At 69.8% G+C, this 26,150-nt stretch carries 23 protein-coding genes and 1 tRNA gene; 12 read left to right on the top strand and 12 right to left on the bottom strand.

Annotation, left to right across the window (positions count from 1 at the left end; translation table 11 throughout):
• Positions 1-30: 30 nt before the first annotated feature.
• From ACEXHE_RS10980 to ACEXHE_RS10970, 3 genes are all read right to left on the bottom strand, one after another.
• Positions 31-1,089, bottom strand: coding sequence for a sugar ABC transporter permease (locus ACEXHE_RS10980; RefSeq protein ID WP_374785829.1), 1,059 nt, complete (start codon positions 1,087-1,089; stop codon positions 31-33).
• Positions 1,086-2,735, bottom strand: a complete 1,650-nt coding sequence (locus ACEXHE_RS10975; protein WP_374785828.1) for an ABC transporter permease subunit — start codon at positions 2,733-2,735, stop codon at positions 1,086-1,088. The genes ACEXHE_RS10980 and ACEXHE_RS10975 overlap by 4 nt, the downstream gene beginning before the upstream one ends.
• A 112-nt stretch (positions 2,736-2,847) precedes the next feature.
• Entirely contained in the window at positions 2,848-4,170 is a 1,323-nt protein-coding gene (locus ACEXHE_RS10970) for a maltose ABC transporter substrate-binding protein (protein ID WP_356968519.1), read from the bottom strand.
• Between the two features lie 343 nt (positions 4,171-4,513).
• Between ACEXHE_RS10970 and ACEXHE_RS10965 the strand changes: the two genes are divergently transcribed.
• Both ACEXHE_RS10965 and ACEXHE_RS10960 read left to right on the top strand, forming a co-directional pair.
• Entirely contained in the window at positions 4,514-5,533 is a 1,020-nt protein-coding gene (locus ACEXHE_RS10965; protein WP_374785827.1) for a LacI family DNA-binding transcriptional regulator, read from the top strand.
• A gap of 114 nt (positions 5,534-5,647) precedes the next feature.
• On the top strand, positions 5,648-6,724 hold the full coding sequence (locus ACEXHE_RS10960) for an ABC transporter ATP-binding protein (RefSeq protein WP_091697444.1): 1,077 nt from the start codon (positions 5,648-5,650) through the stop codon (positions 6,722-6,724).
• A 128-nt stretch (positions 6,725-6,852) separates the two neighbouring features.
• Here the strand turns inward: ACEXHE_RS10960 and treZ are convergent, their stop codons facing one another.
• The 6 genes from treZ to ACEXHE_RS10930 are packed head-to-tail and all read right to left on the bottom strand — an operon-like array spanning position 6,853 to position 14,924.
• Positions 6,853-8,808, bottom strand: a complete 1,956-nt coding sequence (treZ, locus tag ACEXHE_RS10955) for a malto-oligosyltrehalose trehalohydrolase (RefSeq protein ID WP_374785908.1) — start codon at positions 8,806-8,808, stop codon at positions 6,853-6,855.
• Positions 8,809-8,813: 5 nt separating this feature from the next.
• On the bottom strand, positions 8,814-11,468 hold the full coding sequence (locus ACEXHE_RS10950) for a malto-oligosyltrehalose synthase (RefSeq protein WP_374785826.1): 2,655 nt from the start codon (positions 11,466-11,468) through the stop codon (positions 8,814-8,816).
• A 48-nt stretch (positions 11,469-11,516) separates the two neighbouring features.
• Positions 11,517-11,963: a hypothetical protein gene (locus ACEXHE_RS10945; RefSeq protein ID WP_260061284.1), complete on the bottom strand. Its 447-nt coding sequence runs from the start codon at positions 11,961-11,963 to the stop codon at positions 11,517-11,519.
• 31 nt (positions 11,964-11,994) lie between these two features.
• Entirely contained in the window at positions 11,995-12,471 is a 477-nt protein-coding gene (locus tag ACEXHE_RS10940; protein ID WP_374785825.1) for a hypothetical protein, read from the bottom strand.
• A 39-nt stretch (positions 12,472-12,510) separates the two neighbouring features.
• On the bottom strand, positions 12,511-13,560 hold the full coding sequence (locus ACEXHE_RS10935) for an aldo/keto reductase (protein WP_374785824.1): 1,050 nt from the start codon (positions 13,558-13,560) through the stop codon (positions 12,511-12,513).
• Positions 13,561-13,601: 41 nt separating this feature from the next.
• Positions 13,602-14,924: an endonuclease/exonuclease/phosphatase family protein gene (locus ACEXHE_RS10930; protein WP_374785823.1), complete on the bottom strand. Its 1,323-nt coding sequence runs from the start codon at positions 14,922-14,924 to the stop codon at positions 13,602-13,604.
• 147 nt (positions 14,925-15,071) lie between these two features.
• On the opposite strand from ACEXHE_RS10930, the gene ACEXHE_RS10925 reads away from it, so the two are divergent.
• From ACEXHE_RS10925 to ACEXHE_RS10885, 9 genes are all read left to right on the top strand, one after another.
• Positions 15,072-15,965 (top strand): fumarylacetoacetate hydrolase family protein, encoded by an 894-nt coding sequence (locus tag ACEXHE_RS10925; protein WP_374785822.1) that lies wholly within the window; start codon positions 15,072-15,074, stop codon positions 15,963-15,965.
• 49 nt (positions 15,966-16,014) lie between these two features.
• Complete coding sequence (gene rraA, locus ACEXHE_RS10920; RefSeq protein WP_277245161.1) at positions 16,015-16,506, top strand: ribonuclease E activity regulator RraA; 492 nt, start codon at positions 16,015-16,017, stop codon at positions 16,504-16,506.
• Complete coding sequence (locus ACEXHE_RS10915; protein ID WP_374785821.1) at positions 16,503-17,327, top strand: NADPH-dependent F420 reductase; 825 nt, start codon at positions 16,503-16,505, stop codon at positions 17,325-17,327. The genes rraA and ACEXHE_RS10915 overlap by 4 nt, the downstream gene beginning before the upstream one ends.
• A 45-nt stretch (positions 17,328-17,372) precedes the next feature.
• A complete protein-coding gene (locus ACEXHE_RS10910) occupies positions 17,373-18,899 on the top strand; it encodes a DUF5129 domain-containing protein (protein WP_374785820.1) in 1,527 nt (508 codons plus the stop codon).
• 73 nt (positions 18,900-18,972) lie between these two features.
• A complete protein-coding gene (locus ACEXHE_RS10905; RefSeq protein WP_277245163.1) occupies positions 18,973-19,485 on the top strand; it encodes a carboxymuconolactone decarboxylase family protein in 513 nt (170 codons plus the stop codon).
• Complete coding sequence (locus ACEXHE_RS10900) at positions 19,482-20,699, top strand: pirin family protein (protein ID WP_374785819.1); 1,218 nt, start codon at positions 19,482-19,484, stop codon at positions 20,697-20,699. The genes ACEXHE_RS10905 and ACEXHE_RS10900 overlap by 4 nt, the downstream gene beginning before the upstream one ends.
• Positions 20,700-20,751: 52 nt before the next feature.
• Positions 20,752-21,111, top strand: a complete 360-nt coding sequence (locus ACEXHE_RS10895) for a GNAT family N-acetyltransferase (RefSeq protein WP_356968546.1) — start codon at positions 20,752-20,754, stop codon at positions 21,109-21,111.
• 47 nt (positions 21,112-21,158) lie between these two features.
• Entirely contained in the window at positions 21,159-22,175 is a 1,017-nt protein-coding gene (locus ACEXHE_RS10890; RefSeq protein ID WP_374785818.1) for a DUF2804 domain-containing protein, read from the top strand.
• Positions 22,176-22,247: 72 nt separating this feature from the next.
• On the top strand, positions 22,248-23,129 hold the full coding sequence (locus ACEXHE_RS10885) for a crotonase/enoyl-CoA hydratase family protein (RefSeq protein ID WP_374785817.1): 882 nt from the start codon (positions 22,248-22,250) through the stop codon (positions 23,127-23,129).
• 48 nt (positions 23,130-23,177) lie between these two features.
• Here the strand turns inward: ACEXHE_RS10885 and ACEXHE_RS10880 are convergent.
• Both ACEXHE_RS10880 and ACEXHE_RS10875 read right to left on the bottom strand, forming a co-directional pair.
• Positions 23,178-23,254: transfer RNA gene (locus ACEXHE_RS10880), tRNA-Pro, on the bottom strand.
• 112 nt (positions 23,255-23,366) lie between these two features.
• Positions 23,367-24,746, bottom strand: a complete 1,380-nt coding sequence (locus ACEXHE_RS10875; RefSeq protein ID WP_374785816.1) for an FAD-binding oxidoreductase — start codon at positions 24,744-24,746, stop codon at positions 23,367-23,369.
• A gap of 120 nt (positions 24,747-24,866) precedes the next feature.
• Between ACEXHE_RS10875 and ACEXHE_RS10870 the strand changes: the two genes are divergently transcribed.
• On the top strand, positions 24,867-25,547 hold the full coding sequence (locus ACEXHE_RS10870; protein ID WP_277246443.1) for a hypothetical protein: 681 nt from the start codon (positions 24,867-24,869) through the stop codon (positions 25,545-25,547).
• Between the two features lie 23 nt (positions 25,548-25,570).
• On the opposite strand, the gene ACEXHE_RS10865 is transcribed toward ACEXHE_RS10870, so the two are convergent.
• Positions 25,571-26,150: hypothetical protein (locus ACEXHE_RS10865; protein ID WP_374785815.1), on the bottom strand; the 580-nt coding region annotated here is incomplete at its 5' end.

Raw genomic sequence — 26,150 nt, 5'->3', positions numbered from 1 at the left:
CTGAGTCCGTCCTCGTGGAGCTGGCCTGGGTCAGCCCTTCACGCCGCCAGCGGTCAGCCCGGAGACGATGTACTTCTGCAGGAACAGGAACAGGGCCATCACCGGCAGGGCGGCCAGCACCGCGCCGGCGGCGAACACGCCCCAGTTCTCCGAGCGGGTCTCCGAGACGTAGCCGTACAGGCCCACGGCCAGGGTCTGGGTGTTCGGGTCCGTCAGCACCACGGAGGCGATCACGAACTCCGAGACCGTGAAGATGAAGGACAGCAGTCCCACCACGGCCAGGATGGGGGTGACCAGGCGCAGGATGATCGAGAAGAAGATCTGCACGTGCGAGGCCCCGTCCAGCTTCGCGGCCTCATCCAGGGACTGCGGCACGGTGTTGAAGAAGCCGTACATCAGGTACGTGTTCACGCCCAGTGCCCCGCCCAGGTAGACCAGGATCAGGCCCAGCTGCGAGCCGATGCCCAGTGCCGGGACGATGTCCCCGATGTAGGACAGCAGCAGGAAGATCGCGACGACGGCCAGCAGCTGCGGGAACATCTGCACCAGCAGCAGGGTCAGCAGTCCCACGCGGCGGCCTTTGAACCGCATGCGGGAGAACGCATAGGCCGCCAGCGCGCCCAGGAACACGGTCAGGAACGCGGTGACCAGCCCGATGATCAGGGTGTTCATGAACCAGCGCGCATAGGGGCGGGAGGGGTCATTGAACAGGTCCACGTAGTTCTGGGTGCTGAAGGAGCTGAACAGGTCGTTGGACCCGGCCATGGTGCCGGTGGGGTCCAGGGAGGCTGAGAGCACGTAGAGCAGCGGGAACAGCGAGAACGCGCTGGCCAGGATGCCCACGATGTGCCGCCAGCCGTCCTGCCGGAACCACTTGCCGAAGGTCCGCTGCGAGCCCGAGGGCCCGTCCGTGTCCCAGCGGATGGGATCCTTCTCCTGCTGGGCCAGGGCCGCGGCGAGCCCGCCGCCCGTGGGAGTCGGGGCCACGGCAGGCTCGGTGCCCCCTGCCGCCACCGGGGAGGGGACCTTGCCGCCGGCGGTGACGGAGCCGTCGTCGGGACGCTCTGAGGGGTTCATGGGGGTGCTCACGAGTCGATCTCCTCCAGCGCCTTGGTGCGGTTGAAGCTGATGGCCGAGATGGTCGCCACGATCAGGAAGATCACGATCGACAGCGCCGAGGCCAGGCCGTAGTCACGGCCCACTCCGGAGAACGCGGTCTTGTAGACCACGGTGATCAGGATGTCGGTGGCGCCGATGTTCAAGGTGGTGTCGTCGAACCGGGGGCCACCGCCGGTCAGCATGTAGATGATGTTGAAGTTGTTGAAGTTGAACGCGAACGAGGAGATCAGCAGCGGTGCCACCGAGACCAGCAGCAGCGGCAGCTTGATCGAGCGGAAGATCCGCCAGGCCCCGGCGCCGTCCATCTTGGCGGCCTCGTCCACGTCCTCCGGCAGGGACTGCAGGGCGCCGGTGGTCACCAGGAACATGTAGGGGAAGCCCAGCCACAGGTTCACGATCAGCACCGAGACCTTGGCCAGCCACGGGTCGGTCAGCCACGGGATCTCCGCCCCGCCGAAGAAGGTGTTGTTGATGTAGCCGAACTCGGGGTTGAGCAGTCCGGACCAGACCAGGCCGGAGAGGAACGCCGGGAACGCGTAGGGCAGGATCATCAGCACCCGGTAGACCGCCTTGCCCTTCAGGGTGGCCCGGTTGAAGGTGATCGCCAGCAGCAGGCCCAGCACGAAGGTGGTGGCCACACTGAGGATGGCGAAGGCGAAGGTCCAGAAGAACACCCGGATCAGCGGGTCGCGCAGCTCGGGGTCGGTGATGGCCCGTTCGAAGTTCTCGGTGCCCACGAACACCTGCCAGCCGGTCTGCAGGGTGCGTCCGTCCTCGGCGGCGAACTGGCCCTCCCCGTTGTCCCGGTAGACGGTGCCGTCCTCGGAGTCGGTGAAGGTGTCGGCGGCCTCGTCGTAGGACAGCCGCGGGGAGTAGACGTAGGCCCGGGATCCGTCCTGGGTGCGCAGGGTGCCGTCCGCGGGATCATCGCTCAGCGGCACCTGCAGCTCCCCCACCTGCTGCTGCCGGGAGAGCAGGTCGGAGAAGTTCAGGGTGGTGTAGCCCTCCACACCGGTGGGGGTGTCCCCCTCCATCTGGGCCTCGACCGGCTCCAGCGGCATGTCCGCGCCGCCGATCATGGCCTGGCCGTCCTGGGTGGTGAGCAGGAACAGGTCCCCGCCCTGCTCCAGCAGGGTGGCGTCATAGGTGGGCGAGTCCGGCACGCGCACGGTGGCCGAGCGTTGGATGGCCTCGATCGCCGCGGACTTGTCCGAGTTGTGCCCGTCGCCGTAGTTGGTGAAGGCGATGTACGAGGAGTAGATCACCACGAACACCTGGAACAGCGCCAGGAAGAAGACGCCCGGAGCCAGGTACTTGGCGGGCAGCCCTCCCTTGCGCAGGTAGATCCAGTTGATCACCAGGGTCACGGCCAGCCAGATCCCGAAGACCACCCAGTCCTCGTTGGCCACCAGCTGGAACATGACGAACACCGCGAAGGCGTCCACCAGTCCCAGCAGGATGATCTTGGACAGCGTGCCGCCCATGCCGTCCGGTCCGCGCTTTGAGGCGCCTCCCAGACCACGACGACGGCCCCCGGGCTGGGTGCCCGACTCGCCGGTGGCGGTGTCAGGGGTGTGCGCGCCGGCGGTGCTCGGCGTCGATGACAGCGAACTCATGGTCCCTCATCCGGCCCGGTGGGCCTGCGCTCGGTGTGGTGCGTTCCGTGGTGAGCCGCTCGGCCCGGCGCCCTGCCGTGGACAGGACACCGGGCCGTGCTGACTCAGAGTGTCACTTCTCGAGGTTGCCCTCGATGTCGGAGACCATCTTCTCCCAGGTCTGGGCCGGATCGCCCTCGCCCTTGATGATCTTCATCTGGGCGCCGCCCCAGAACTCCCAGACGGCTCCCATCTCCGGTGCGGTCGGCATGGGCACGCCGTTCTCGCCGATCTCGCCGAAGGCCTTGATGACCTCGTCAGAGGAGGCCTTGTCGAAGGAGGCGGTCAGCGCCGGCGGGCGCTTGCCCTCCTCGTACAGCGCGTCCTGGGCCTGTTCGCTGGAGAGGTAGTTGACCACGAACTCGTTGGCGGCCAGCTTGTTCTTGGACTCAGCGGAGACGAAGAAGGCGTTCACGCCCACGAAGGACTGTGCGTCCTCCTCGCCCATGCTCGGGATCGGATCGACGGCGAAGTCGATGCCGGCCTCCTCAGCGCCGTCCACGTTCCACGGACCGGAGATGAAGTAGGCGGCATCGCCCTTGTTGAACTGCTCCTTGGCGATGTCCGCGGTCATGTTCGGGTTCAGCACACCCTCACCCTCGGTGCCGTACTCAGCGAGCTTCTCGGCGAAGGCCGTGCCGGCCTCCCCACCCATGGCCAGCTGGGAGACGTCGTAGGAGCCGTCCTCAGCCTGCTCGAACACGGGGGCACCCATCGAGGTCTGGAACGGGTACAGGTGGTACGGGTCGCCGTTGACCGGGTCCAGGCCCACCACGAACGGGTACTTGGCCTCGCCGGCGTCCACGGCCTTCTGGCCCTCGGCGAGCATCTCGTCGAAGGTCTCCGGGGTGGAGTCGACCAGCTCGGTGTTGCGCAGGATCGCCAGGTTCTCCACCGAGTAGGGCACGCCCCAGGTCTGACCCTCGTAGGTCACGGCCTGCACAGAGGTCTCGGAGAACTCCGAGGCCTTGTCACCCAGCTCGACGGGCTCGATGGCACCGTTCTGCACCAGCGCGCCGATCCAGTCGTGGGCGCCGACGATCACGTCCGGGCCCTTGCCGGTGGGAGCCTGGGTGATGAAGTCATCACGCATCTTGGAGTTGTCCTTGACCGTCAGGTTGACGGTGATGCCGGTGTCCTCCTGGAACTTCTTGACGATGGGCTCCAGCGGCTTCTGACGGTTCTGGTCCACCCACATGGTGATGGTGGAGGAGCCGCCCTCGGTCAGGTCCTGGGACGCCGAGGGAGAGGAGCTCGGGGAGCCCGCCGGGGCCGAGGAGGAGGCTCCGCCGCCGGTGCCGCCGCCGCAGGCGGTCAGGGCCAGCGCGGAGAAGGCCGCCGTGGCGGCCAGGGTCAGGGTGCGGCGGGGGGCTCCGCCGAGTGTCTTCGCCTTCATGGTCTACCTTTCACGGTGCTGTTGCACGGGGTGTGTCACAGGCTGTGGCACACCGTGCAGCCGCTCGGCGGGCGGTGCCAGAGGCAGTCGCCGCACCGTTGCGGCCTGGAACAGTCAGTTCGACTCCTGTGAGTGTAAACGCTTCCACAGTGTCCGTCCAGACCTCACCAACCCTGCTTCTCATCGCCGCTCCAGCGTGCAACTGGGCGGTCCGGCGTCTGATGGAAACGCTTCCATTCTGACGCGGGTTGGGCCTACACTGTGCGGAGTCCCCTGCCTGCGCAGGGGCGCGCCCCCACCCACGGGCGCACCAGCTGCATGAGGAAGGGCCCACCGCACCGAGATGGCCGGGATCAAAGACGTCGCACGCATGGCAGGGGTCTCCACTGCCACGGCGTCGCGCGCCCTGACCGGCAGTGGATCTGTGGCTCCGGCCACCCGCCAGCGCGTCCTCGAGGCCGCCCAGGCCCTGGGCTATGTGGCCGACTCCGACGCCGCCTCCCTGGCCTCCGGGCGCACCCGGAACGTCGGCCTGGTGACCCCCACCGTGCACCGCTGGTTCTTCGCCGCCGTGCTCGAGGGGGCGGCGCACGAACTGGTGGACCGCGGCTATGACCTCACCCTCTACGGCGCCGGCCAGTCACCGGACCACCGCACCACGATCTTCTCTGACCTGCTGCACCGCCGGCGCCTGGACGGACTGATCACGGTCTCCTTCAAGCTCAGCGCCTCCGAACTGGCCGGGATGGAACGCCTGGGCCGCCCGCTGGTGGCCGTGGGCGGGCGGATCAGCACTCAGGAGTCGCTCCCGGAGTGGTTCACCGCCCTGCAGGTGGACCACGCGGGCCTGGCCCGGATGGCCACGCAGCATCTGCTGGACCTGGGACACCGGGAGATCGCCTACCTGGGGCGGGTGGACGAGGACATCGAGTTCCAGGTCAGCACCGAGCGCACGCGCGGGTTCCTGCAGTCCATGGCCCGGGCAGGCCTGCAGGTCCCCGCACCTTGGATGATCAACGCCGACTTCACCACCGGAGGCGCCTACCACCAGGTCCGTGAGCTGCTCTCCGACCCGCAGCACCGCCCCACCGCTGTGCTGTGCATCTCCGATGAGATGGCGATCGGCGCGTACATGGCCGCCCTCTCCCTGGGCCTGAGCGTCCCGGGCGATCTCTCCATCATGGGTGTGGACGGCCACCCGGACACCGCCCGGCTGGGGCTGTCCACGGTGGACCAGTCCCCCGTGGACCAGGGCCGCCGCGCGGCCCGGCTGGTGCTGGAGGCCCTCGACGGCGGCCGGGCACCTCAACGGATCTCTCACCATCTGGCCCTCCGCCAGCGAGAGAGCACCGGACCGCCCTAGGCCGGGCGCATCTGTACCAGCTGTCCCACCCGTTTCATCTGTTCCATCTGTTCCATCTGTCAGCTTTCACTACGGATCGTCGGGCACGTACCTGCCCGTGAAAGGACCGCCATCATGGCCACCGTCACCTTCAACAACGCCACCCGCCAGTACCCCAACGCGCCCAAGCCCGCCGTGGACGGGCTGAACCTGGAGATCGCCGACGGCGAGTTCCTGGTGCTCGTGGGCCCCTCCGGCTGCGGCAAGTCCACCTCGCTGCGCATGCTCGCCGGACTCGAGGAGCTCTCCGCCGGGCGGATCTTCATCGGGGACCGCGACGTCACCGACGTGGACCCCAAGGACCGGGACATCGCCATGGTGTTCCAGAACTACGCGCTCTACCCGCACATGACCGTGGCGGACAACATGGGCTTCGCCCTGAAGATCGCCGGCATCCCTGCCGATGAGCGCCGCCGTCGGGTCGAGGAGGCCGCCAAGCTGCTGGACCTGGAGGCCTACCTGGACCGCAAGCCCAAGGCGCTCTCCGGCGGTCAGCGTCAGCGTGTGGCCATGGGCCGGGCGATCGTGCGTGACCCGCAGGTGTTCCTGATGGACGAGCCGCTGTCCAACCTGGACGCGAAGCTGCGCGTGCAGACCCGCGCGCAGATCGCCCAGCTGACCCGCCGCCTGGGCACCACCACCGTCTACGTCACCCACGATCAGACCGAGGCGATGACCATGGGCGACCGCGTGGCCGTGCTCAAGGACGGCTACCTGCAGCAAGTGGACACCCCGCGCAACCTGTACGAGAAGCCCAAGAACTCCTTCGTGGCCGGGTTCATCGGCTCCCCCGCCATGAACATCTTCCGGATGCCGGTCACCGAGTCCGGCGTGCAGTGGGGCTCCGCAGTGATCCCGGTGGAGCGGGAGGTGCTCTCCGGCGCCGGCTCCGAGCTGGACCTGGGCGTGCGCCCGGAGAACCTGGTGATCTCCCAGGACGGCGGGCTCCCCGTGGAGGTGGACACCGTGGAGGAGCTCGGCGCGGACGCCTACGTGTACGGCCACGCGGAGATCGGCGGCGAGGAGAAGCTGATCACCCTGCGCACCGCGGGCTACACCGCCCCGGAGAAGGGCTCCCTGGTGCACGTGACCCCCGAGCAGTCGCGCGTGCACCTCTTCCACGCCGAGACCGGTGAGCGCCTGAACGTCTGATGTGGGTGGAGCGTGGGGGCCTCATCCCCACGCCCGCCTGCCCTGACGTTGATCCAGAAGCCGTGGTGGGCATGGGAGACCATGCCCACCACTGCTTCTGGCTCAACGGGGATAGGGGCGAGGGGCCTCTACCGGGCCAGGAGCACGAAGCCCGGGGCTGGGACCTGACGGGGCGCTGAACCGCCCTCGCCGTGCGAGGTGACGGGGCCGTCGTCGTGGTGGCCGGCCAGGAGGCGGTATCCGCTCAGCTCCTCAGGGATCTGCAGGGGCTGATCCCCGAGTGCCACCAACAGCACCACGGTTCCGGACTGTCCCGGTGCCGCCTCGGCGTCCAGGCCGCTGCGCGCGGGCAGTCCGCGGTCCAGGCGCACGTGCCGGGCGGACTCGTCCACGGTGGCGAAGGTGGTGCGCAGGTCGGGGTCGGTCAGCTCGGGGAACTCGGCGCGGAGACGAGCCAGGTCCCGGTGCAGCTGGAGGATCCGGGCGTGCCTGCCCTCTCCCACCTCGTTCCAGTCCAGCGTGGCGGCCTCGAATGTGGCGTGGTCCTGGGGGTCCGGGACGGCCTCGAGGTCCCAGCCCATGCGGGAGAACTCGCGGCGGCGCCCCTCGGTGACGGCCACGCCCAGCTCCGGCTCACGGTGCGCGGTGAAGAACGCCCAGGGGGTGCTCGCCGCCCACTCCTCCCCCATGAACAGCATGGGGGTGAACGGGCCGGCGAACAGCAGTGCGGCGGCCGCGGCCAGACGCCCCTCGGACAGGGACTGGCTCAGCCGGTCGCCGGCGGCGCGGTTGCCGATCTGGTCGTGGTTCTGGGCGAAGACCACCAGTGCATGCGCCGGGGTGTCATCGGCCAGCGGGCGCCCGTGATGGCGGTTGCGGAACGAGGAGTACGTGCCGTCGTGGAAGAAGCCCTGGTTCAGGACCTTGGCCAGGGCGGACAGTGGCTCGAAGTCCGCGTAGTAGCCGTCTGTCTCACCCGTCAGCGCCACGTGCAGGGCATGGTGGAGGTCATCCGACCACTGCCCGCTCAGCCCATAGCCGCCCGCGGCACCACGGCCACCCTCCGGGCGCGGCGTGAACATGATCGGGTCGTTCAGGTCCGACTCGGCCACCACGGTCAGCGGGCGGCCCTGCTCGGCGGAGAGCTGATCGGCCAACGCGGCGATCTCCTCGAGGAGGTGCACGGCCCGGGTGTCCGCGAGCGCATGGACCGCGTCCAGCCGCAGCCCGTCCACGCCGTAGTCCTCCAGCCACATGCGCACGTTGTCCAGGATGTACCGGCGCACCTCGTCCGAGCCGGGCCCGTCCAGGTTCAGGGCATCACCCCAGTCCGTGCCGCCGGCGTACTGGTAGGGGCCGAACTGCGGCAGGTAGTTCCCGCTCGGCCCCAGGTGGTTGTAGACCACGTCCTGCAGCACGGCCAACCCGGCGGCATGGCAGGCGTCCACGAACCGCAGGTAGGCCTCCGGCCCTCCGTAGGAGGCGTCCACCGCGAACCAGCCCACGCCGTCATAGCCCCAGTTGTGGTCCCCGCCGAAGGTGTTGACCGGCAGCAGCTCCACGTGGGTGATCCCCAGCTCCACCAGATGCGGGAGCCGTTCAACAGCCGCGTCCAGGGTCCCGGCCTCGGTGAAGGTCCCCAGGTGCAGCTCGTAGACCACGGCGCCCTGCAGCGGCCGTCCGCCCCACGGCTGACGAGCCCGTTCGGAGCGTTCGATGGCGTCCAGGTCCACCCGGCGCGAGGGCCCGTGCACGGTGTCCGGCTGCCACCGCGAGCGCGGATCCGGGTACGGCCCCTCTCCGTCCAGGCAGTAGCCGTAGCCCGGGTTCTGCCCCTCCTGCGGCCCGCCCGGCGCGTACAGGTCCAGCAGTGCCTGCGAGGGCACCCACCAGCCGCCGCCGGCCGGTTCCATGGCATGCGGGGTGGCTCCCGCCCAGCGGTCCTGCTCGCCGTGACGGGCACCGGGGGTCTCGTTGAGCAGCAGCAGGTCCACGTCCTGCGCGTTCGGCGCCCACACCGCGTACGGCACGGTGGGAGCCGGGTTGGTGCGGTGGTCGGCGGTGTTGACATCCGGTCGGTCCACAGAGTTCACAGGCGGGTCGGTCCTTCCTCCGGCACCAGCAGTGCCACGGGGTGTCTCTCGAACAGGTCAGCGATCCGGGTGGTGCCGTCGGTGAAGGCCCCGCCGAAGCGGCGCCCGGTGATCAGGTCCACCATGGGCTGGCGGGGCAGCACGACGACGGTCTCTCCCCATCCGCCACGGGCGTCCAGTCCCAGCGGGTGCCGGGTGGCCAGGGTGATGCTCCCGCCCCGGGAGAAGGCGACCAGGTGGTCGGCGGCTTCTCCGAAGACGTCCAGCTCCTGGTAGCGGGTGTAGCGCTCAGGGTGGTCCCGGCGGCTGCGCAGGGCGCGGGAGGTGACGAGCATCTTCAGGCCGGCCGCGTATTCGGTCAGCTCGGCCGGGTCCACGGTCCCGGCGGAGTCGTCCTGGGCATCAACTGTTGTCCGGGTGGGGAACACCGGTTCGGCGCCGGCGTCCAGACGCTCGAGCAGCATCTGGCGTTCGCGGAAGTCCACGGGGCGCCGGTTGTCCGGGTCCACCAGGGTGGGGAACGGGACCTCGGTGCCCTGGTAGACGTCCGGGACACCGGGCATGGTCAGCTGGATCAGCTTCATGGAGACCTGGTTGACCACACCGGCCACGGCGATCCGGTCGGCCGTGGCCTGCACCAGATCGCGCAGCTCCCCGGTCCCGGTGGCCTGTTCGGCCAGAGCGGTGATGCGTCCTTCGAACTCCTCGTCCGGCTCGGTCCAGGTGGTGCGGGTGGAGGCCTCGCGGGCGGCCTTGAGGGCGTAGTGGGCCAGCCGTTCGGTCTCCAGGGCGGTGCCGTCCGTGGGCCAGGCGCCGATCACGGTCTCCCACAGCAGCTTCTCGAACGGACCGTCGCCCAGGGGGGCCAGCTCGCGCAGCCGGTCCAGGGTGGCGGTCCAGTCCTCGGCCATCTCCGAGAGGACGTCGATCCGGGCCCGCACGTCCTCGCTGCGCTTGGTGTCGTGGGTGGACAGGGTGGTCATGGAGCGGGGCTGCTGGGCCAGTCGCGCGGCCTGGGCGGCGTGGAAGTCCTCCAGGGTCCAGACCGCATCGGACGGATCGCCGCCCACCTCGTTGAGGGAGGAGAGGCGGGTGTACCGGTAGAAGGCGGTGTCCTCCACGCCCTTGGCCATCACCATGCCGGAGGTCTGCTGGAACCGCTCAGCCACGGGGTGGTCCGGGTCGGAGAGCAGCGGCATCAGGGCGTCGAGCGCATCGGCCAGGTCCGGACGGCGGCGCCGCGCCTCCTGCTCGGCCTCCGCCAGGTGGCCCTGACCGGTGGGCAGGTAGGAGCGGTACACCGGGAAGCAGGCCAACAGTTCGGCGATCGCGTCCTGCACGCGGTCATCCCCACCGGGGCGGCGCTCGGCGGGTTCCTCGTGCTCACCGGACTCATGGTCAGCGGGGCGGTCTGTCTGGGTGCTCAGTCCGGAGGCGTCGGTGAGCTGGGCACCCACGCCGTGGTGGCCGTCGTCGGGAATCTCCGGCAGGATGCCGGGGACCAGCCGGGCCAGGCGCTCCACCTCCGAGCGCAGCATGCCGTCCGCCACGGCGCGTTTGGTGTCATGGATCAGGTCCGTCCAGACCTGCTCCGCGGGCTGGCCGCCCCAGCCGCCCAGCCGCCCGGCGGCCTCGTCCAGCGCAGGGATGCCGGTGGGGTCCACCAGAACGCGGTCCACCTCGCCCAGGGCGTCGTAGCCGGTGGTGCCGTCGATCGGCCAGGTGGCCGGCAGGCGTTCACCGGGCTCGAGGATCTTCTCCCCCAGCAGGTAGATCCCCCCGGTGGCCTGACGCAGGTTCTCGAAGTAGCCGCCCGGGTCCGCCAGCCCGTCCGGGTGGTCCACGCGCAGCCCGTCCACCAGTCCGTCCCGCACCCAGGCCAGGATCTCGCGGTGGGTCTCGGCGAAGACGCGGGGGATCTCCACCCGCACACCGGCCAGGGTGTTGACCGCGAAGAAGCGGCGGTAGTTCAGGTTCTCGTCGGCCTCGCGCCAGGGCATCAGCTGGTAGTGCTGGAGGTCGTGCGCGGCCCGGGCGGTCAGCTCGGCGATCCGCTCCTCGTCCGCGCCTGCGTCCTCCGGGTGCTCCTGCAGGTGCTGCTCCACGCTGGCCCGGGCCGCGTCCTCGGTGCCGGGCGCCAGGGGGTAGACGTTCTCGTAGTAGTGCAGCTCGCCGTCCACGATCCGCAGGTGCGCCAGCTCGGCCTCGGGATCCTCCTCGGTGCCGTCGCCGAGCACGGGCAGGGAGATCCGGCCGTTGCCGGCGGCCCAGTCGATGTCGAACGCGGTGGCGTACTTGGAGGTGCGCCCGTGCTGGAGCATGTCCCACCACCAGGCGTTGTCCTTGGGGGTGGCCACGCCCACATGGTTGGGCACGATGTCCGCCAGGATCCCGCCGCCGGCCTCCTGCACGGCCTCGGCCAGGTCCTTCAGCCCGGAGGAGCCGCCGCGGGACTCGTCCACCAGGGTGGGGTCCACCACGTCATAGCCGTGGGAGGAGCCCTCCTCCGCACCGAGCATGGGCGAGAGGTAGAGCCAGTCCACGCCCAGATCGCGCAGATAGGGCAGGATCTGCCGGGCATCGTCCAGGGTGAACGCGGAGGTCAGCTGCAGACGGTAGGTGGAGGCGGGGACACGCGATGGGGTGGTCACCCTCAGAACGGTAGCAAGATCCGGCCCGGCTGGGCGGGCTGTCCGTCATCAGCGGATCGGCTCGAGCACCCCGCCGCGCACATCCGGCTCGCCGGACTCACCGAAGAGCACGGTCACGTCCTGGTGCACGGTGCCGTCCGGCATGGTCAGGTCCGCCAACAGGGCATTGCCGCGCCACCCCTTGCCCTCCACCGACTCCACGCCGTACTTCGTGTTCAGGTTCTGGGTCATCACGTCCTGGCCGTGGTTCATCCCCCAGATGGCGTAGCCCAGCGAGACCGCACCGAGCACCACCATCACGATCCCGGCGATCCGCTCGCGCCCGGCGTCCACGTCCCGGTCAGGCCCGGCGTACCGTGAGTCCTGGTCCACCCCGGAGCGGTAGCGCTTCCGGCGCCACACGGCATGCCCGACGACGGCCGCACCGATCAGCAGGAAGAGGAGACCGATCCAGAGGGCGGCATTGGGCGTCTGCAGGTCCAGGGATTCATACATCCCTCCAGTCTGGCCCATTCCGGACGGCGGGTCAGGACCCCCCGGCCACCTCCGGCAGGATGTCCTCGCCGATCAGCGGTTCGCCGTCCGGTTCGAAGTACACCTGGTGTCCGGGCTCCACTCGCCCGTCCTCGAAGGTCAGGTCGGCCACCAGGAAGGAGCCGGTCCAGCCGTCCTGCTCCACTGCCGTCACCCCGTACTTCTCAGCCAGGTTGGAGCGGACGTTCTGATGGGTCTGCCAGGCCCCGAGTGCGGCGAACCCGGCCAGGACCAGGGCCAGGGCGGCCACGACCAGGCTGACGATCCGCTCCATCCGGGCATCCCGCAGCAGGTTCGGATCCGGGTTGCGCCCGGTCCGCTCCGCGAAGCGCAGGTGATGCCGGCGGCGCCAGGCGGCGTGGGCGAACACCAGCAGCGCCACCACCAGCAGGACGGCGACGGCCCACAGCGTGGTGACGGGAGACTGGAAGTCGACGGGCTGATACGCGCCGACCGGGAAGGTGATCACCTTCACAGTCTGCCACTCCCCCGAAGGGTCCGTTTCAGGTCAGGGCAGGGGCGCGCCGCGTGCCGCCGTCCAGAGTCGGTACCAATCCAGGGAGTCCATCCGGTCGGCGGCCACCGGCGCCTGGGCTGCCGCGCGCAGCCGGTCCGGGTTCACCGTCCCGACCACCGGCTGGATCCGCCACGGCAGCTTCAGCAGCCAGGCCAGCACCACGGCCTCTCCGGAGACCTCGAGCCGCCCCGCGATCTCAGCGACCACCGCAGCCGCCTCACGGTCCTGGTCGGCGGCCTGCTCGGCGCCGCGCGTGTACCGCCCCTGGCCCAGCGACCCCCAGGCCTGCAGGGCGATGCCTCTCTCGGCGCACAGCTCGGCCAGACCTCCGGCCTCGCCGACCACCGCCCGGTCGGCGCTGTCCGGGTGGTTGACCAGCACGGCGGACTCCACGAGCCCGCGGTGATGCAGGCCCAGTTCGATCTGCAGGCAGGCGATCCCCTCCTCCCCGCCGGTGGCCGCACGCAGGGCGTCGTCGAAGCGGCGCACCCAGGCCACGCCCATGTTGGACAGCCCCAGCGATCCCACGGAGCCGGTTGAGGCCAGCTCCAGGTAGGCCTCCACGGTCTCCTCGGGACGGGTCAGGGGGTCCGGGCGGTGGATGATCAGGGTGTCCACGTGGTCGGTGTGCAGCCGCTCCAGAGAGTCGGTCACCGCACGCCGCACGTGATCGGCGCCGCCGTGGTACCGGGTGGACTCCACGGCCGCCGCACCGTCCACGCCGTACAGCGGGGAGCCGCCGATCATGATCCCGCACTTGGTCTGCAGCCGGATGCGTTCGCGCAGCCCGGGGTCGGCGGCCAGCAGCCGCCCGAGCGTCTGCTCCGAACGTCCGTGCGCGTAGATGTCCGCGGTGTCCACCGTGGTGATCCCCGCCTCCAGTGCGGCGGCCAGCGCATCCCCCGCCACGCGTTCGGCCTCCGCCCAGGCGCCCTCGTCCAGCGGCTCCACGCCCCAACCGCCACCCCAGCCGGCAGTGCCCAGCGCCACGGCGGACGGTTCCAGTGCGTTGTTCATCGATGCGGTTCCCTGCGTCGTCATGCCCCCAGGATGGCAGAACCCACCCCTCGAACGCTGTCGGCTCAGCGCGCGCCGGGGACCTTCACCTCCACCCACACCAGGCGGTGGTCCGAGGTGGGGAACGGGTACTCTCCCGTCAGGTCGGCCCCGGGCTGGCCCGGCTCCGGCCAGAACACGCCGCCGTCCCGCAGGGGCAGGTTCCGGGAGGGCAGGGCGTAGTCCACGCGCAGGTTCCCGGGCGAGGGCACGTCGTTGAAGTCGGCGGTGTCATAGCGCGGGTCGGTGCGGTGGGTCAGGTTCGCCCCACCCTGGCGCACGGCCGCCTCGGCGCCACCGGCCGAGGACTGCTGCGGGTCCCGCACCCGGGTGTGCTGCAGCAGCTGGTCGATCGCCCCCGGGTAGGAGTCCCCGTCCAGCGGATCGGAGTTGTAGTCGCCCAGGATCACGAAGCGCTCCCCGCGGTCCAGACCACCGTGCCGGCCGTCGTCGTCATAGATGTAGGAGGCCTCCTGGCCGCCGGTGACGTAGTCGGCCCAGAACCGGATCTCGTCGTTGTTGCGGCGCCCGTTCCGGTCCTCGGGGCCATCGAAGCTGGGCGGGGTGGGGTGGGCGGCCAGCACGTGCACGGTGGTCCCGCCCACCTGGACCGGGACGTCCCAGTGTGACTTGGAGGAGAGCCGCAGCCGTTCCTGCTGCTCCGGGGTGTAGTAGTCCGTGGGCATCTGGTTCTGCGGCATGTCCTTCCACCGGAACTGCTGGAAGGTGCGCACGTCCTCCTTCAGGATCGGGAACTTGGAGTACACCACCATCCCGTACTGACCCGGGAACAGTCCGAAGCCCCAGGCGTCGTCCCCGCCGCCCACGGTCCCGTCCTGATTCAGGTCCATGCCGGAGGGCACTCCGGTGTTCACCGGGGCCACGTAGTGATACGGGTAGTCCACCGGGTCCTGCCCGTTCTGTCCCACCGCCAGGTAGTTGTCCCGGAACAGCTCGGCGGCCCGTCCGCCCTCCACGTAGTCGAACTCGTTGATCAGCAGGATGTCCGGGTCGTTGATCTGGATGACCTCGGCGATGCTCTGGGCCTGCTCATGGTCCGGCATGGACAGGTCCTGCACCAGCTGCCCCTCGGACCCGCGGTTCAGCGAGGCGTTGTAGGTGGCCACCCGCACCGTGTGCTTCTGCCGTGCCTGCTCGCTCATCGAGGCTCCCTTCCCGGCGGTCCCGGCTGCACCGGGCCTGACGGCATTCTTCCCGACGGCGGCCGGTGCCGGCGCATGCGGCTCGCCTGCCGCGGTGGCCGGCAGGGTGAACGGAAGGGTCAGGGCGCCGGTCAGCACGGCGGCCGAGGCCAGTCGGGAGACACGGGTGGCTCGAGGTGTGCGCATGGGGTCCTCCGGGGGGATGCAGGGGTCCGCGGGCGTCGCGGATCGGCCCGAGCCTAGACCTCTCTGGGGCCGCCCATGTGACGGGAGGGTGAACTCTGCAGGTGCGTGGCCGTCGTCGGGACGTGGCTGATGTGGTGGGATGGTGCCATGAAGCTCGCCACTTACCGTCAGCCCGGTGCCGATCCGCAGGATCCCGGGGCCACCTTCGCCGCCGTGGTGACCGCCGTGGAGGGCCAGCGCGCCACCCAGGTGGTTCCCCTGGAGGGGTTCTCGGATGTGGGCGAGGTGCTGGCCACCCCGCCGGCCGATCGGGACGAGCTGATCCGCCAGGCGCTCGAGGCCGCCGAGGAGGCCCCCGCTCGCGTGCTGGACGCCGCCGATCTGGTGCCGGCCACGCTGATCCCGTATCCCACCAAGGTCTTCTGCATCGGCCTGAACTACCGCAACCACATCCTGGAGACCGGGCTGGAGCTGCCGGAGCACCCCACCGTGTTCACCAAGTTCGCCCAGTCCCTGACCGGGGCCCAGGACCCTGTGGAGGTGCCGCAGGAGGACCACCGTCTGGACTGGGAGGGCGAGCTGTGCGTGGTGATCGGAGAGCCCGGACGGCGCATCCCGGAGGACCGGGCCGCCGCGCACTTCGCCGGCTACGCCGTGTCCAATGACGTCTCCATGCGCGGCTGGCAGGGCCGGACCACCGAGTGGACCCAGGGCAAGGCCTGGGAGGACTCCACCCCGGTGGGACCCTGGCTGGTCACCCCGGACGAGTTCGTGCGCGGGGCCAGGATCATCACGCGGGTCAACGGCGAGGTCATGCAGGAGGACTCCACGGACGATCTGGTGTTCGGTCCGGAGAAGCTGGTCTCCTACCTCTCCTCCATGGTCACCCTGCTGCCCGGGGACCTGATCCTCACCGGCACGCCCGCCGGGGTGGCTCTGGCCCGCAAGAACGCTGAAGGACGCCGGCCCTGGCTGGTGCCCGGAGACGTCCTGGAGACCGAGATCGAAGGCCTGGGGCTGCAGCGCAATGAGATCGTCTGAGTCCCGGCCACCGGAGCCTGGCCCTGCCCCACCACGTCAAGGAGTCCCCGTGACCGCTGAGTTCACCACCTGCGACCTGTTCGACGCCGACGCCTCCCTGCAGTCCTGCTCCCTGCAGTTCCAGGACTTGGGCGCACGTGCGCGCTTCACCGGACCGGTGCGCACGGTGCGCTGTCACCGGGACAACGGCCTGGTCAAGCAGATCCTGAACTCCCCCGGTGACGGGGCAGTGCTGGTGGTGGACGGCGGGGGCTCCCTGGAGTCGGCACTGATGGGTGACCTGATCGCGGCGGCGGCCGTGGAGAACGGGTGGGCCGGTGTGGTGATCCACGGGGTGATCCGGGACCGCGCCGTGGTGCGCACCCTGGACCTGGGGGTGAAGGCCCTGGGCTCGAACCCGCGGAAGTCCGCCAAGGACGGTGCCGGTGAGGTGGACGTCCCGGTGGAGTTCGGCGGCGTGGCGTTCACCCCGGGCGCCACCCTGTGGGCGGACGAGGACGGCATCCTGGTCACGCCGGCACCCGGCACGAGCACTCCGTGAGCGCGAGCGCAGGCCCGCAGCCCGGCGTCGGGATCCTGGGCGCCGGGCGGGCCGGGACCGCACTGGCCCGGGCGCTGCAGCGGGCCGGCATCCCGGCGTGGATCGCCTCCACCCGCTCCCCCACCTCCATGCGGTTCCATCTGGCCCAGTACGCGCCCCGGGCCACGGCCGTTGCCGCTGAGCAGATCGGCCAGCAGACCGGCGGCAGCGGACCCGGCCGACCCGACGGCCTCAGCATCGTGGTGCTGATGGTTCCGCAGGAGGACCTGGACGGCGTGGATCCGGGGTGGCTGGACGGGGTCCTCCTGGTGGACGCCACCAACCGCTGGGAGGACGAGCCGTTGCCGGACTGGTTCGAAGACTCCCTGCAGGCCGGACTCAGCAGCAGCGAGGCGATCGCCGCCCGCTTCCCGGGCAGCACCGTGGTCAAGACCCTGAACCACCTCAGCCACTGGGATCTGGACGGCGGCGGGCAACGCGTCCAGCCCCGGCTCCAGCCCGTCTCCGGTGACCCCGCGAACATGGGGCTGCAACTCGGGGGTGCAGCTGACTCCGCACCCCCGACTTCCAGCCACACGGTGCCCCACCAGCGGCGTGCGCTGGGCATCGCCTCCGACGACGGCCCCGCGGCCTCCCGTGTGGCGCACCTGATCGATGCGCTCGGCTTCGACCCCGTGGTGCTGCCCTCCCTGCGCGCCGGGGTCGTCCTGGAGCCCGGAGGCCCGGTCTTCAACCGTTCTTGGACCGCCGGTGAGCTCGCAGACCTCGCTGAACGCTCCGCCGCCGGACCGAGTGCTGACGGGACCCCCCAGGATCGGTAGCGTGGCATCAAGCCCCACCTCACCGACACCCAGGAGATCCCGGACGTGACCGTCACCGCCCCCGCGCCGACCCTGCCCCAGCGGACGGGAACGGACATCGCCCGCTGGAGGGCCGCCGTCGGGCTGTTCGCCCTGGTGCTGACCCTGCTGGGAGGCACCCTGGCCTCCCTGGCGGCCACTGCCGCGCCGGCGCATGCCGTCCCGCCCACCGAGATCACCCTGGAGGACACGGCGGGCGTCATCTACGAGCCCCAGCTGCGCGAGCAGGTCCAGCAGATCGACTTCTACGAGCCCACGCACGTGGTGGTGTTCACCGAGCGGGGCACCGGGACCTCCAACTTCAACGCCCGGGTGCTGGCCTACGCCCGGGAGCACCGTCCGGAGTGGATCAGCCCGGATGGACAGAAGTGGGCGGACGGGCTGTACATCTTCGCCCTGGATCCGGATGGGCGGCATGTGGGCACCTACTTCGGGGAGGACCGGAAGGTGTCCACCGAGCAGCAGGGCCAGATCCAGGACGCCACCAAGGACCTGCTGCGAGACGCCCAGTGGACCGACGCCGCCGTGAAGGGCGTGGAGGAGGGCGCTGCGCTGATCAAGCGCCCCTGGTACCGCCACCCGCTGCTGTATGGAGGGCTGGGTCTCGCGGCGGTCGTGGGAGGCGGCACCGCCATGAGTGTGGTGGCGAACCGCCGGGAGAAGCGCCGCCGGGGCCAGGCCGATCTGCAGCGCGGACGGGATGCGTTCTCCTCGGTGACCATGGACCTGGAGGCCACCGAGCTCAACGCCCGCACGGTCCCGGAGGGCTCCCGCTACGGCGCCCTGGTGCTGGAGCGCTACCGCACCTTCCATGACCGCTATGTGGAGCTGGCCCGTCAGGCTGACACTCTCTCCACTGTGGATCCGCAGACTCTGCACCGGAAGGAGCCACGAGAGACGGCTCGTCGTTTCGCGGACGAGGCTCAGGCCCTGGACCGGCTCGATGACGTGGTGGCGCATGCCAGCACCTTCCTGAACCGTCAGACCGGATGGCAGGCGGGGTGGGACGCCCAGACCGCGCCCCTGCGGGATGACCTGCAGCGGATCGCCGACGGTGAGGCCGCCGCCCCGACGGGGAGCACGGACGAGGCCCGAGCGCCGCTGGAGTCCTTCCGGAGGGAGGCCGAGACCGAACTGGACCGGCTCGGCGCGCAGCTGGAGGCCGAGTCGATCACCCCGGATGAGGCGTTGGACCGGCTGAGCGGGCTGCGCACCCGTCTGACCGGGCTGCTCGAGCAGTACGCGGCGGCCTCCACCGCTGGCTTCGCCACGTCCGAGGAGGAGCGCTCGACCCTGCAGACCGCCTTCGACCGCTCGCGCCGGTCCTCCTCACGCGCGCACCCGGGCTCGATCCTGGACAGCGTGTACGAACCGGGCCACTTCTGGACCATGGTGGCGTTCTCCCGGGGCTACTCCTCCGGGCGGGAGCGGGTGGAGACCGCTCGCGCGGCAGCCAGCTCGTCCTCCTCCTCCACCGGCTACGGATCCTCCGGGGGCAGCTTCTCCGGCTCCGGCTCCTCCTCCCGGTTCTGACCGGACGGGCCCTTCCCGACGACGGCCGGTCATCTTCCGGAATATCTCCACCCACAGATTGGTTCAAATTTGTATGAGCACCTCGAAGACCGCTGATGTGACCGACCCGTTGTCCTTCTACCTGGACAAGTCCGACCCCGGGGCCTGGAAGGCCGTCGGCGGGCTGGCCACCGCCGCGAAGCGCTCGGCTGAGGCGGCTGGACTGGACGCCCAGCTGGTGGAGCTGGTGAACCTGCGTGTCTCCCAGATCAACGGCTGCGCCTACTGCCTGCATGTGCACACCCAGAAGGGGATCGAGGCCGGGCTGGACGATCAGCGCCGCGGCCTGGTCTCGGTCTGGCGTGAGGCCGAGCAGGTCTACTCCGAGCAGGAGCGGGCGGCCCTGGAGCTGGCCGAGGCCGTGACGCAGCTGCCCGAGCTGGAGGAGCTGCAGGTCGCCCAGCTCTCCTCCAGTGCGGTGCTCAGCCCGGAGCAGTACTCTGCGGTCCAGTGGCTGGCCATCACCATGAACGTGACCAACCGGATCTCCATCCTCTCCCACCACCCCGTCCGTCCTGCCGCGCAGCAGTCAGGGAGCACCTCATGAGCAACACCGAGAAGGACCCGCAGGAGACCGTCTGCAAGAACGGCCCCGGTGCTGCACCCACTGCAGAGCCGGAGGGCGAGCAGCTCCGACCGGCGCGGTTCACGGACGGGCTGAGCTCGGGCGTCCAGGAGCACTCTGCCGCCAGCCCGGACGAGGACGCCGCGCACACCGTGGAGGTGCTCGAACCGCGCGCCGTCCCTCTGGGCGGACCCCGCGCCATGACTGTTCAACGCAGCCTGCCTCAGCGCGCCCGTTCGCTGATCGGGGCCTGGTGCTTCCTGGACTTCTACGGCCCGGACGATGTCTCGGCCACCGGGGGCATGGCGGTCCCGCGCCATCCTCACACCGGCCTGGCCACCGTCTCCTGGCTGTTCGAGGGCCGGATCGACCACATCGACTCCGCCGGGAACTGGGCCACTGTCCGCCCCGGCGAGGTGAACCTGATGAACGCCGGCACCGGAATCACCCACTCGGAGTACTCCTCACAGGACACCACCGTGCTGCACGGGGCCCAGCTCTGGTACGCCTTCCCGAACAATGCACGCTTCAGCGCCCCCTCCTTGGACGCCCACCGCCCGGACCCGATCACCGGCGAGGGGTACACGGCCAAGGTGTTCCTGGGCTCGCTGCTGGGCCAGACCTCCCCGGTGCACACCCACCTGCCGCTGACCGGGGCTGAGTTCCGGCTTCGCCCCGGGAGCACCGTGCAGATCGATGTCCCCGCCGACCACGAGCACGGGGTGCTCGCGGTGAACGGACCTGTCCATCTGGATGGTGTGGAGGTCGGACAGGCCCATCTGGGCTATGTCGGCACCGGCGCACGGACCCTGACCCTCACCGCGGACCCCAGCGAGGATCCGGACGCCGAGGACGTGATCGTGCTGCTGATCGGCGGCGAGCCGCTGGGCGAGCAGATCATCATGTGGTGGAACTTCGTGGGCCGCTCCCATGAGGAGATCGCCACCTGGCGGGCCGCCTACCAGCAGGAGATGGGCTTCGAGCCTGCCGATGACGCCACTCCCCTGCGCTCCGCGCTTCCCGACGACGGCACCTCAGCGGGTGCCCCGGTCACCGGAGAACGCCTGGAGGGACTGGTCGGCACCGAGTACGCCGATGGCCGCTCCTTCCCGCAGTTCGGCGACTTCCCGCCGGACCAGCCGGCGCCCATCCCGGCGCCCACCCTGCCCAACACCCGCATGCGCCCGCGCGGCTGATCACCGTCTGCGCCTCCCCCTCCCTCAGACACCCCAGACCTCAGGAGTCACCATGACCGAGAACAGTGCCCCCACCGTCGAAGAGCCCCAGGTGCGCCGGACCGAGCGCCGTTTCGAGATCCACGCCGATGACTCTGGCCAGCCCGCCGGATTCACCCTCTACCGCGACTACACCACTGAGGCCGGGGCCGTGCAGCGGATCTTCCCGCACACCGAGGTCAAGGACGAGTTCGGGGGTCACGGGCTGGCCTCCACTCTGGTCCGGGAGGCCCTGGACCTCACCGTGGCGGACGGCGTGGCGATCGTCCCCGTCTGCCCCTATGTGAAGTCCTGGATCGAGAAGCACGAGGGCTACACCGAACACGTGGTCAAGCCCACCCCAGACCATCTGCAGTTCCTCTCGCGTCGGTGACCCTCCGGTGAGCGCCGTCGTGAACCTGCCATGGCAGGCTGACTGACGTGCCACTGAGCGAACGTGAGATCACCGAGCCCGTCGATCTGGCCGGACCCACCGGGCTGCTGCGCCCGCAGGCTGTGGGCTGGACCCGCACGCCCCTGCACCGCACAGACTCGGTCACCCAGGGGCTGAACGGACGCACCCGGATCAAGCGGTGGGAGTACTGGGCGATCACCACACCCACGCATGCGGTCGGGCTGGTGGTCTCGGACATCTCCTATGCCTCCACGCACGGGATCTTCGTGCTGGACCGCCGCACCGGCGAACAGATCAGCCACGACACCGTCGGCCTGCCCGGCGCCGCCAGTCTCACGAGCACCCTCGGCGAGGGCGTCTCCCGGTCCCGCACCCGGACGGTCCAGCTGGAGTTCACCCACCACGACGACGCCACGCACCTGAGTGCCTCCGGCCCGCGGGTGCGCCTCGAGGTGACGGCCCACCGTCCACCAGGTCACCAGAGCCTGGGCGTGGTGGTGCCCTGGAGTCAGCAGTTCTACCAGTACACGGTCAAGGATCTGGCCCGTCCGGCCACCGGAACGCTCTGGGTGGACGGTGTGCCCCATGAGCTGCCTGCCGCAGGCTCCTGGGCCACGTGGGACCACGGCCGGGGCCGGTGGCACCGTGACGTGCGTTGGAACTGGGGCGCCGGGACCGGGACCGTGGCAGGCCGCACCGTCGGCATCCTGGTCGGCGGACAGTGGACGGCAGGCACCGGCAGCACCGAGAACTCAGTGCTGGTGGGCGGGCAGCTGTCCAAGGTCAGCGCCGAGCTGGACTGGAGCTATGACCGCAAGGACTGGCTGGCTCCCTGGCAGGTGCGGGGTGCGGGCGTGGCCTTGACGTTCACCCCGGAGCACCTGCGTCGGGCGGTCACGGACCTCGGCATCATCTCCAGCAGGACGCATCAGTGCTTCGGGGTGTGGTCGGGCCGGGTACAGCTGCCCCACGGCGAAACGCTGACGCTGACCGCGGAGAACGAGGTCTACGGCTGGGCCGAGGACGTCCACCAGCGGCGGTGAGGACGCCGCCTGACACGGGCTGCGCCTCCTGGTCGGCGTGAGCATCGGTGGCAGATCTGCCATGCTCAGGGGATGACGTCGTCCTTAGTCTCGCCCAGCCCGTCCTCCGCATCCGCCTCGGACGGCTCCCTGCCTTCGGCCGCCCCTGCTGACACGGCCGCTCGCCCGCCCTCCCCCGCTGCCCCGTTGCACCCCTCAGCACAGCCGCTGGTGACCTGCCAGACCGTGGGTTCGATCGCCCACGTGCGGCTCTCCCGTCCGGAGAAGCTCAACGCGCTGACGCTGCCGATGCTGGACGCGCTGATCCACGTCGCCCGGCAGATCCGCCGTGACCCTGGCATCCGCGCCGTGGTGCTCTCCGGCCACGGCGACGCGTTCTGTGCAGGCATGGACCTGAAGTCCGCCCTGCGCACGCCCGGCGGTGTGGCCACTCGCTTCCTCCCTCGCCCGTGGACTGGGACGAACGTGTTCCAGGAGGCCTGCTGGGTCTGGCGCAGACTGTCTGTCCCGGTCATCGCGGCCGTGCACGGTCACTGCCTGGGCGGTGGACTGCAGCTGGCCCTGGGTGCAGATCTGCGGGTGACCGCCCCGGATGCCACATGGTCGGTGCGGGAGACCCATTGGGGTCTGGTGCCGGACATGTCCGGGATGCGCACCCTGACCGAGCTGCTGCCGCTGGACGTGGCCAAGGAGTTGACGCTGACCGCCCGGATGGTGAGCGGGACCGAAGCCGAGCGGATCGGACTGGCCACCCGGGTGAGCGATGACCCCGTGGCCACCGCCGTCGAGCTGGCGCAGGAGATCATCCAGCATGACCGTCAGGCCGTCTCCCACGCCAAGCGCCTGCTGGACCGCGCCGCCACCGCCTCCGCACGAGCGACCTTCGCCCGGGAGCGACTGGCACAGCTGAGACTCCTGGCACGGCTGAACCGGACCGGGCTCCCGGGTCGCTGATGGAACGGAAAAGGCCCTGGTCCGCGATGCGGATCAGGGCCTTTCACGTGGTCGGGGTGACAGGATTTGAACCTGCGACCTCGTCGTCCCGAACGACGCGCGCTACCAAACTGCGCCACACCCCGAGGTCCTCGCGACCGGCCGGAATCCCGCCAGTCACAGTGGTCCAGCATACTCCCGGGCGAGCGGATTCACCAAAACGGCCGCAGGCAGGTCGCCCACCGTCAAGCGCATCGCCTACAGGATGGCCCGGCCCGGGTTGAGGATCCCCTGCGGGTCCACGAGCTGTTTGATCTGCCGCTGGATCTCCACGACCGGTCCCGACTGCTCCCAGTGCATCCACCGCAGCTTGTACGAGCCGATCCCATGTTCACCGCTGATCGTGCCACCCATGTCCAGGGCGACGCGGATCGATTCGTCCAATGCCGCCTCCAGCCGGGGCATCGCCTCACTCGACTCGGCCGTGTCGATCCAGAACGTGGGATGCAGGTTGCCGTCAGCAGCATGGGCGACGACCTTGAGCTGGACGCCGTGGCTGACGGCCATGCGCTCCAGTTCAGCCACGTAGTCCACCAGCCGTGACTTGGGCACCGCCACGTCCTCACCAGTGCGGATCTGGGTCTCGACCGCGTCCCCTCGAGCATGCCGGCGCAGTTCGACCAGCGTCTCAGCCTCGGCGTCGTCGGGTGCCGAGAGAATCCCGCCGAGGCCGGTGAGGACCTCTCGGATGATCTCCATCTCCGCTGCCGCACCGAACCCATCGGTCTGCACCAGCAGCATCGCCTCCCCTCGGGAGGAGAGCGTGGAGCCGTGCGCCTCGTCCAGCGCGGCCATGGTGCCGCGGTCCATGATCTCCAGGATGGCCGGTGTCACGCGTGCCGCACCGATCTGCAGGACGCCTGCGGCCGCCGTCGGGAAGTCCGGGAGCCAGGCCGCCAGGGTGAGCACCTGGACGGGAGCCGGACGCAGCCGGACGGTGGCGCCGACGATCACCCCCAGCGTTCCCTCCGAACCGGTGAACAGGCCCGTCAGGTCATAGCCCACTACGCCCTTGATGGTCTGGTGTCCGGTGCGGATCAGGCTCCCGTCGGCCAGGACCACGTCCACGGCCAGGACGGAGTCGCGGGTCACCCCATACTTGGCGCACCGGAGTCCGCCGGCGTTCGTGGCGATGTTCCCGCCGATCGTCGAAGTGCGGTAGCTGGCAGGGTCGGGGGCATACATCAGCCCATGGGCGGCTGCTGCCGTGTTCAAGTCCGCATTGATCACCCCGGGCTCCACCACCGCGGTGCCGTCCTCCGGGTTCAGCTGAAGGATCCTGTCCATCCGCGTGGTGGAGAGAACCACACCACCAGGCAGGGCGTTGGCACCTCCGGACACTCCGGTTCCTGCGCCACGGGTCACCACGGGAACCCTGTGCTCGCTGGCCAGCCGCATCAGCTGCTGAACGTCCTCGACGCTCTCCGCGTGCACCACCGCCACAGGCAGAGCCACCACGAGGCCTTCCAGGGGGCCTTTGTCCACGGAGTACTCGGCCAGTCGCTCTTCGTCCTGTGTCAGCTGATGCTCGGGGAACACGGCAACGAGGGCATGCAGGAAGGAGTCTGGGGCGGGCATGTCCCCATGGTACGGCGACTGTCCCGGCCACCGGCTGGCACCGGACTCTAGACTGGGCGGACCAGACACGACGACGGGGTGCGGCCCGTCTATCCGATCTCTGCGAAGGCGAGGTGCAGTGTGGACCACCGAGAACGACGCGGCTCCGACCGCTCCGCGGGTGAGGGACAGCGTTCCGGAGGCTTCCTGGGTTCACCCGGCAACCTGGTGGGCCTGGGGGCACTGACCGTCGTCCTTCTGCTGGTCCTGCTGCTCAGCCAGTCGGTGCCGGCCGCCGTGATCGCTGGCCTGCTCGGCTACGGCGCTGGGTACTTCCTCGCCCCGGACCAGGCGCGACGTCCAGCCCTGGAGACCTATGCCTCGGGCGTCCCCGTGACGGGGGCAAGCCAGAAGGACGTCCAGGAACGGCTACGCGCCTTGAGCTCCACGATCCAGTCTGAGCACCGGAGACTTCCTCCACACGCGCACGATGAGCTCCGCCAGGCGATGACCCAGTTGGAGGAGATGGCTCAGAGATGGGACACCGTCGCCACCGCCCCGGACCATCGCCATGTGGTCGAATCCATCATCTACGACTATCTGCCGACCACGTTGGACCTGTTCCTGACGCTGCCGGACTCAGAGAAGCCTCATCACGCTGCTGAATGGACGCACCAGCTCGGCACCCTGACGACCGCGATCGAACACAGCCGGGAAGCTGTGCTCCGCCGGGACCTGGAGGCCATGCGGACACAGGGCCGGCTGCTCGAACAGCGGTTCGAAGACGGGGATCTGGCTCTGTTCAAGGAGCATGGCCTGTAGAGACCACATCGACCATCCCCGACTCAGATGGGTGCCCCACCGGTGAACCGCGCGAAGCCTTCCAGCAGTCCAGACCAACTCTGAACCAGTTCGCCGTCGTCAGACTCGATGCTCACTGCCGTGCGATCCTGTCCGTCGTTGGAGTCGAACCGCACGGTCAGCGCCCTGTCCACCGGCTCTGAGACGACCCGGCCACGCCAGTTGAGGCGAAGCACTCCGGGAGATACGGACACGATCGAAGCCCAGACGTGCTCAGAACCGTCGGCGCCCTCTTCGAGCAGCTCCCCTCCGACGAACCCCAGGTGCCCCTCTGGACCAGTGACACGACGCTCCAGAGGCCACCATAGATGTGGGTACTCCGTAAAGGCTTCGATCGTCCGGTCACGGGCCAACGGGATGTCCACGTGCCGCGTTGTGTGCTCAGATATGGGCGGGACCGGGTGGGATGGCTCGGCAGGTGCCGGTGGATCGGCCGGCGCCGGCTCCGTTGCGAACGGATCGAGGAAGAGATGCTCATCCATGTGCTCAGTGTCGCATAGCACCAGGTCAGAAAGTACCCGCGGCGGCCCCTCCGCATCCAAGGACATCAGGACCGAGAAGACT

The organism is Micrococcus sp. IITD107, assembly GCF_041927415.1.
Classification (GTDB): Bacteria; Actinomycetota; Actinomycetes; order Actinomycetales; family Micrococcaceae; genus Citricoccus; species Citricoccus terreus.
This window is presented reverse-complemented; position numbering and strand designations above follow the sequence as displayed.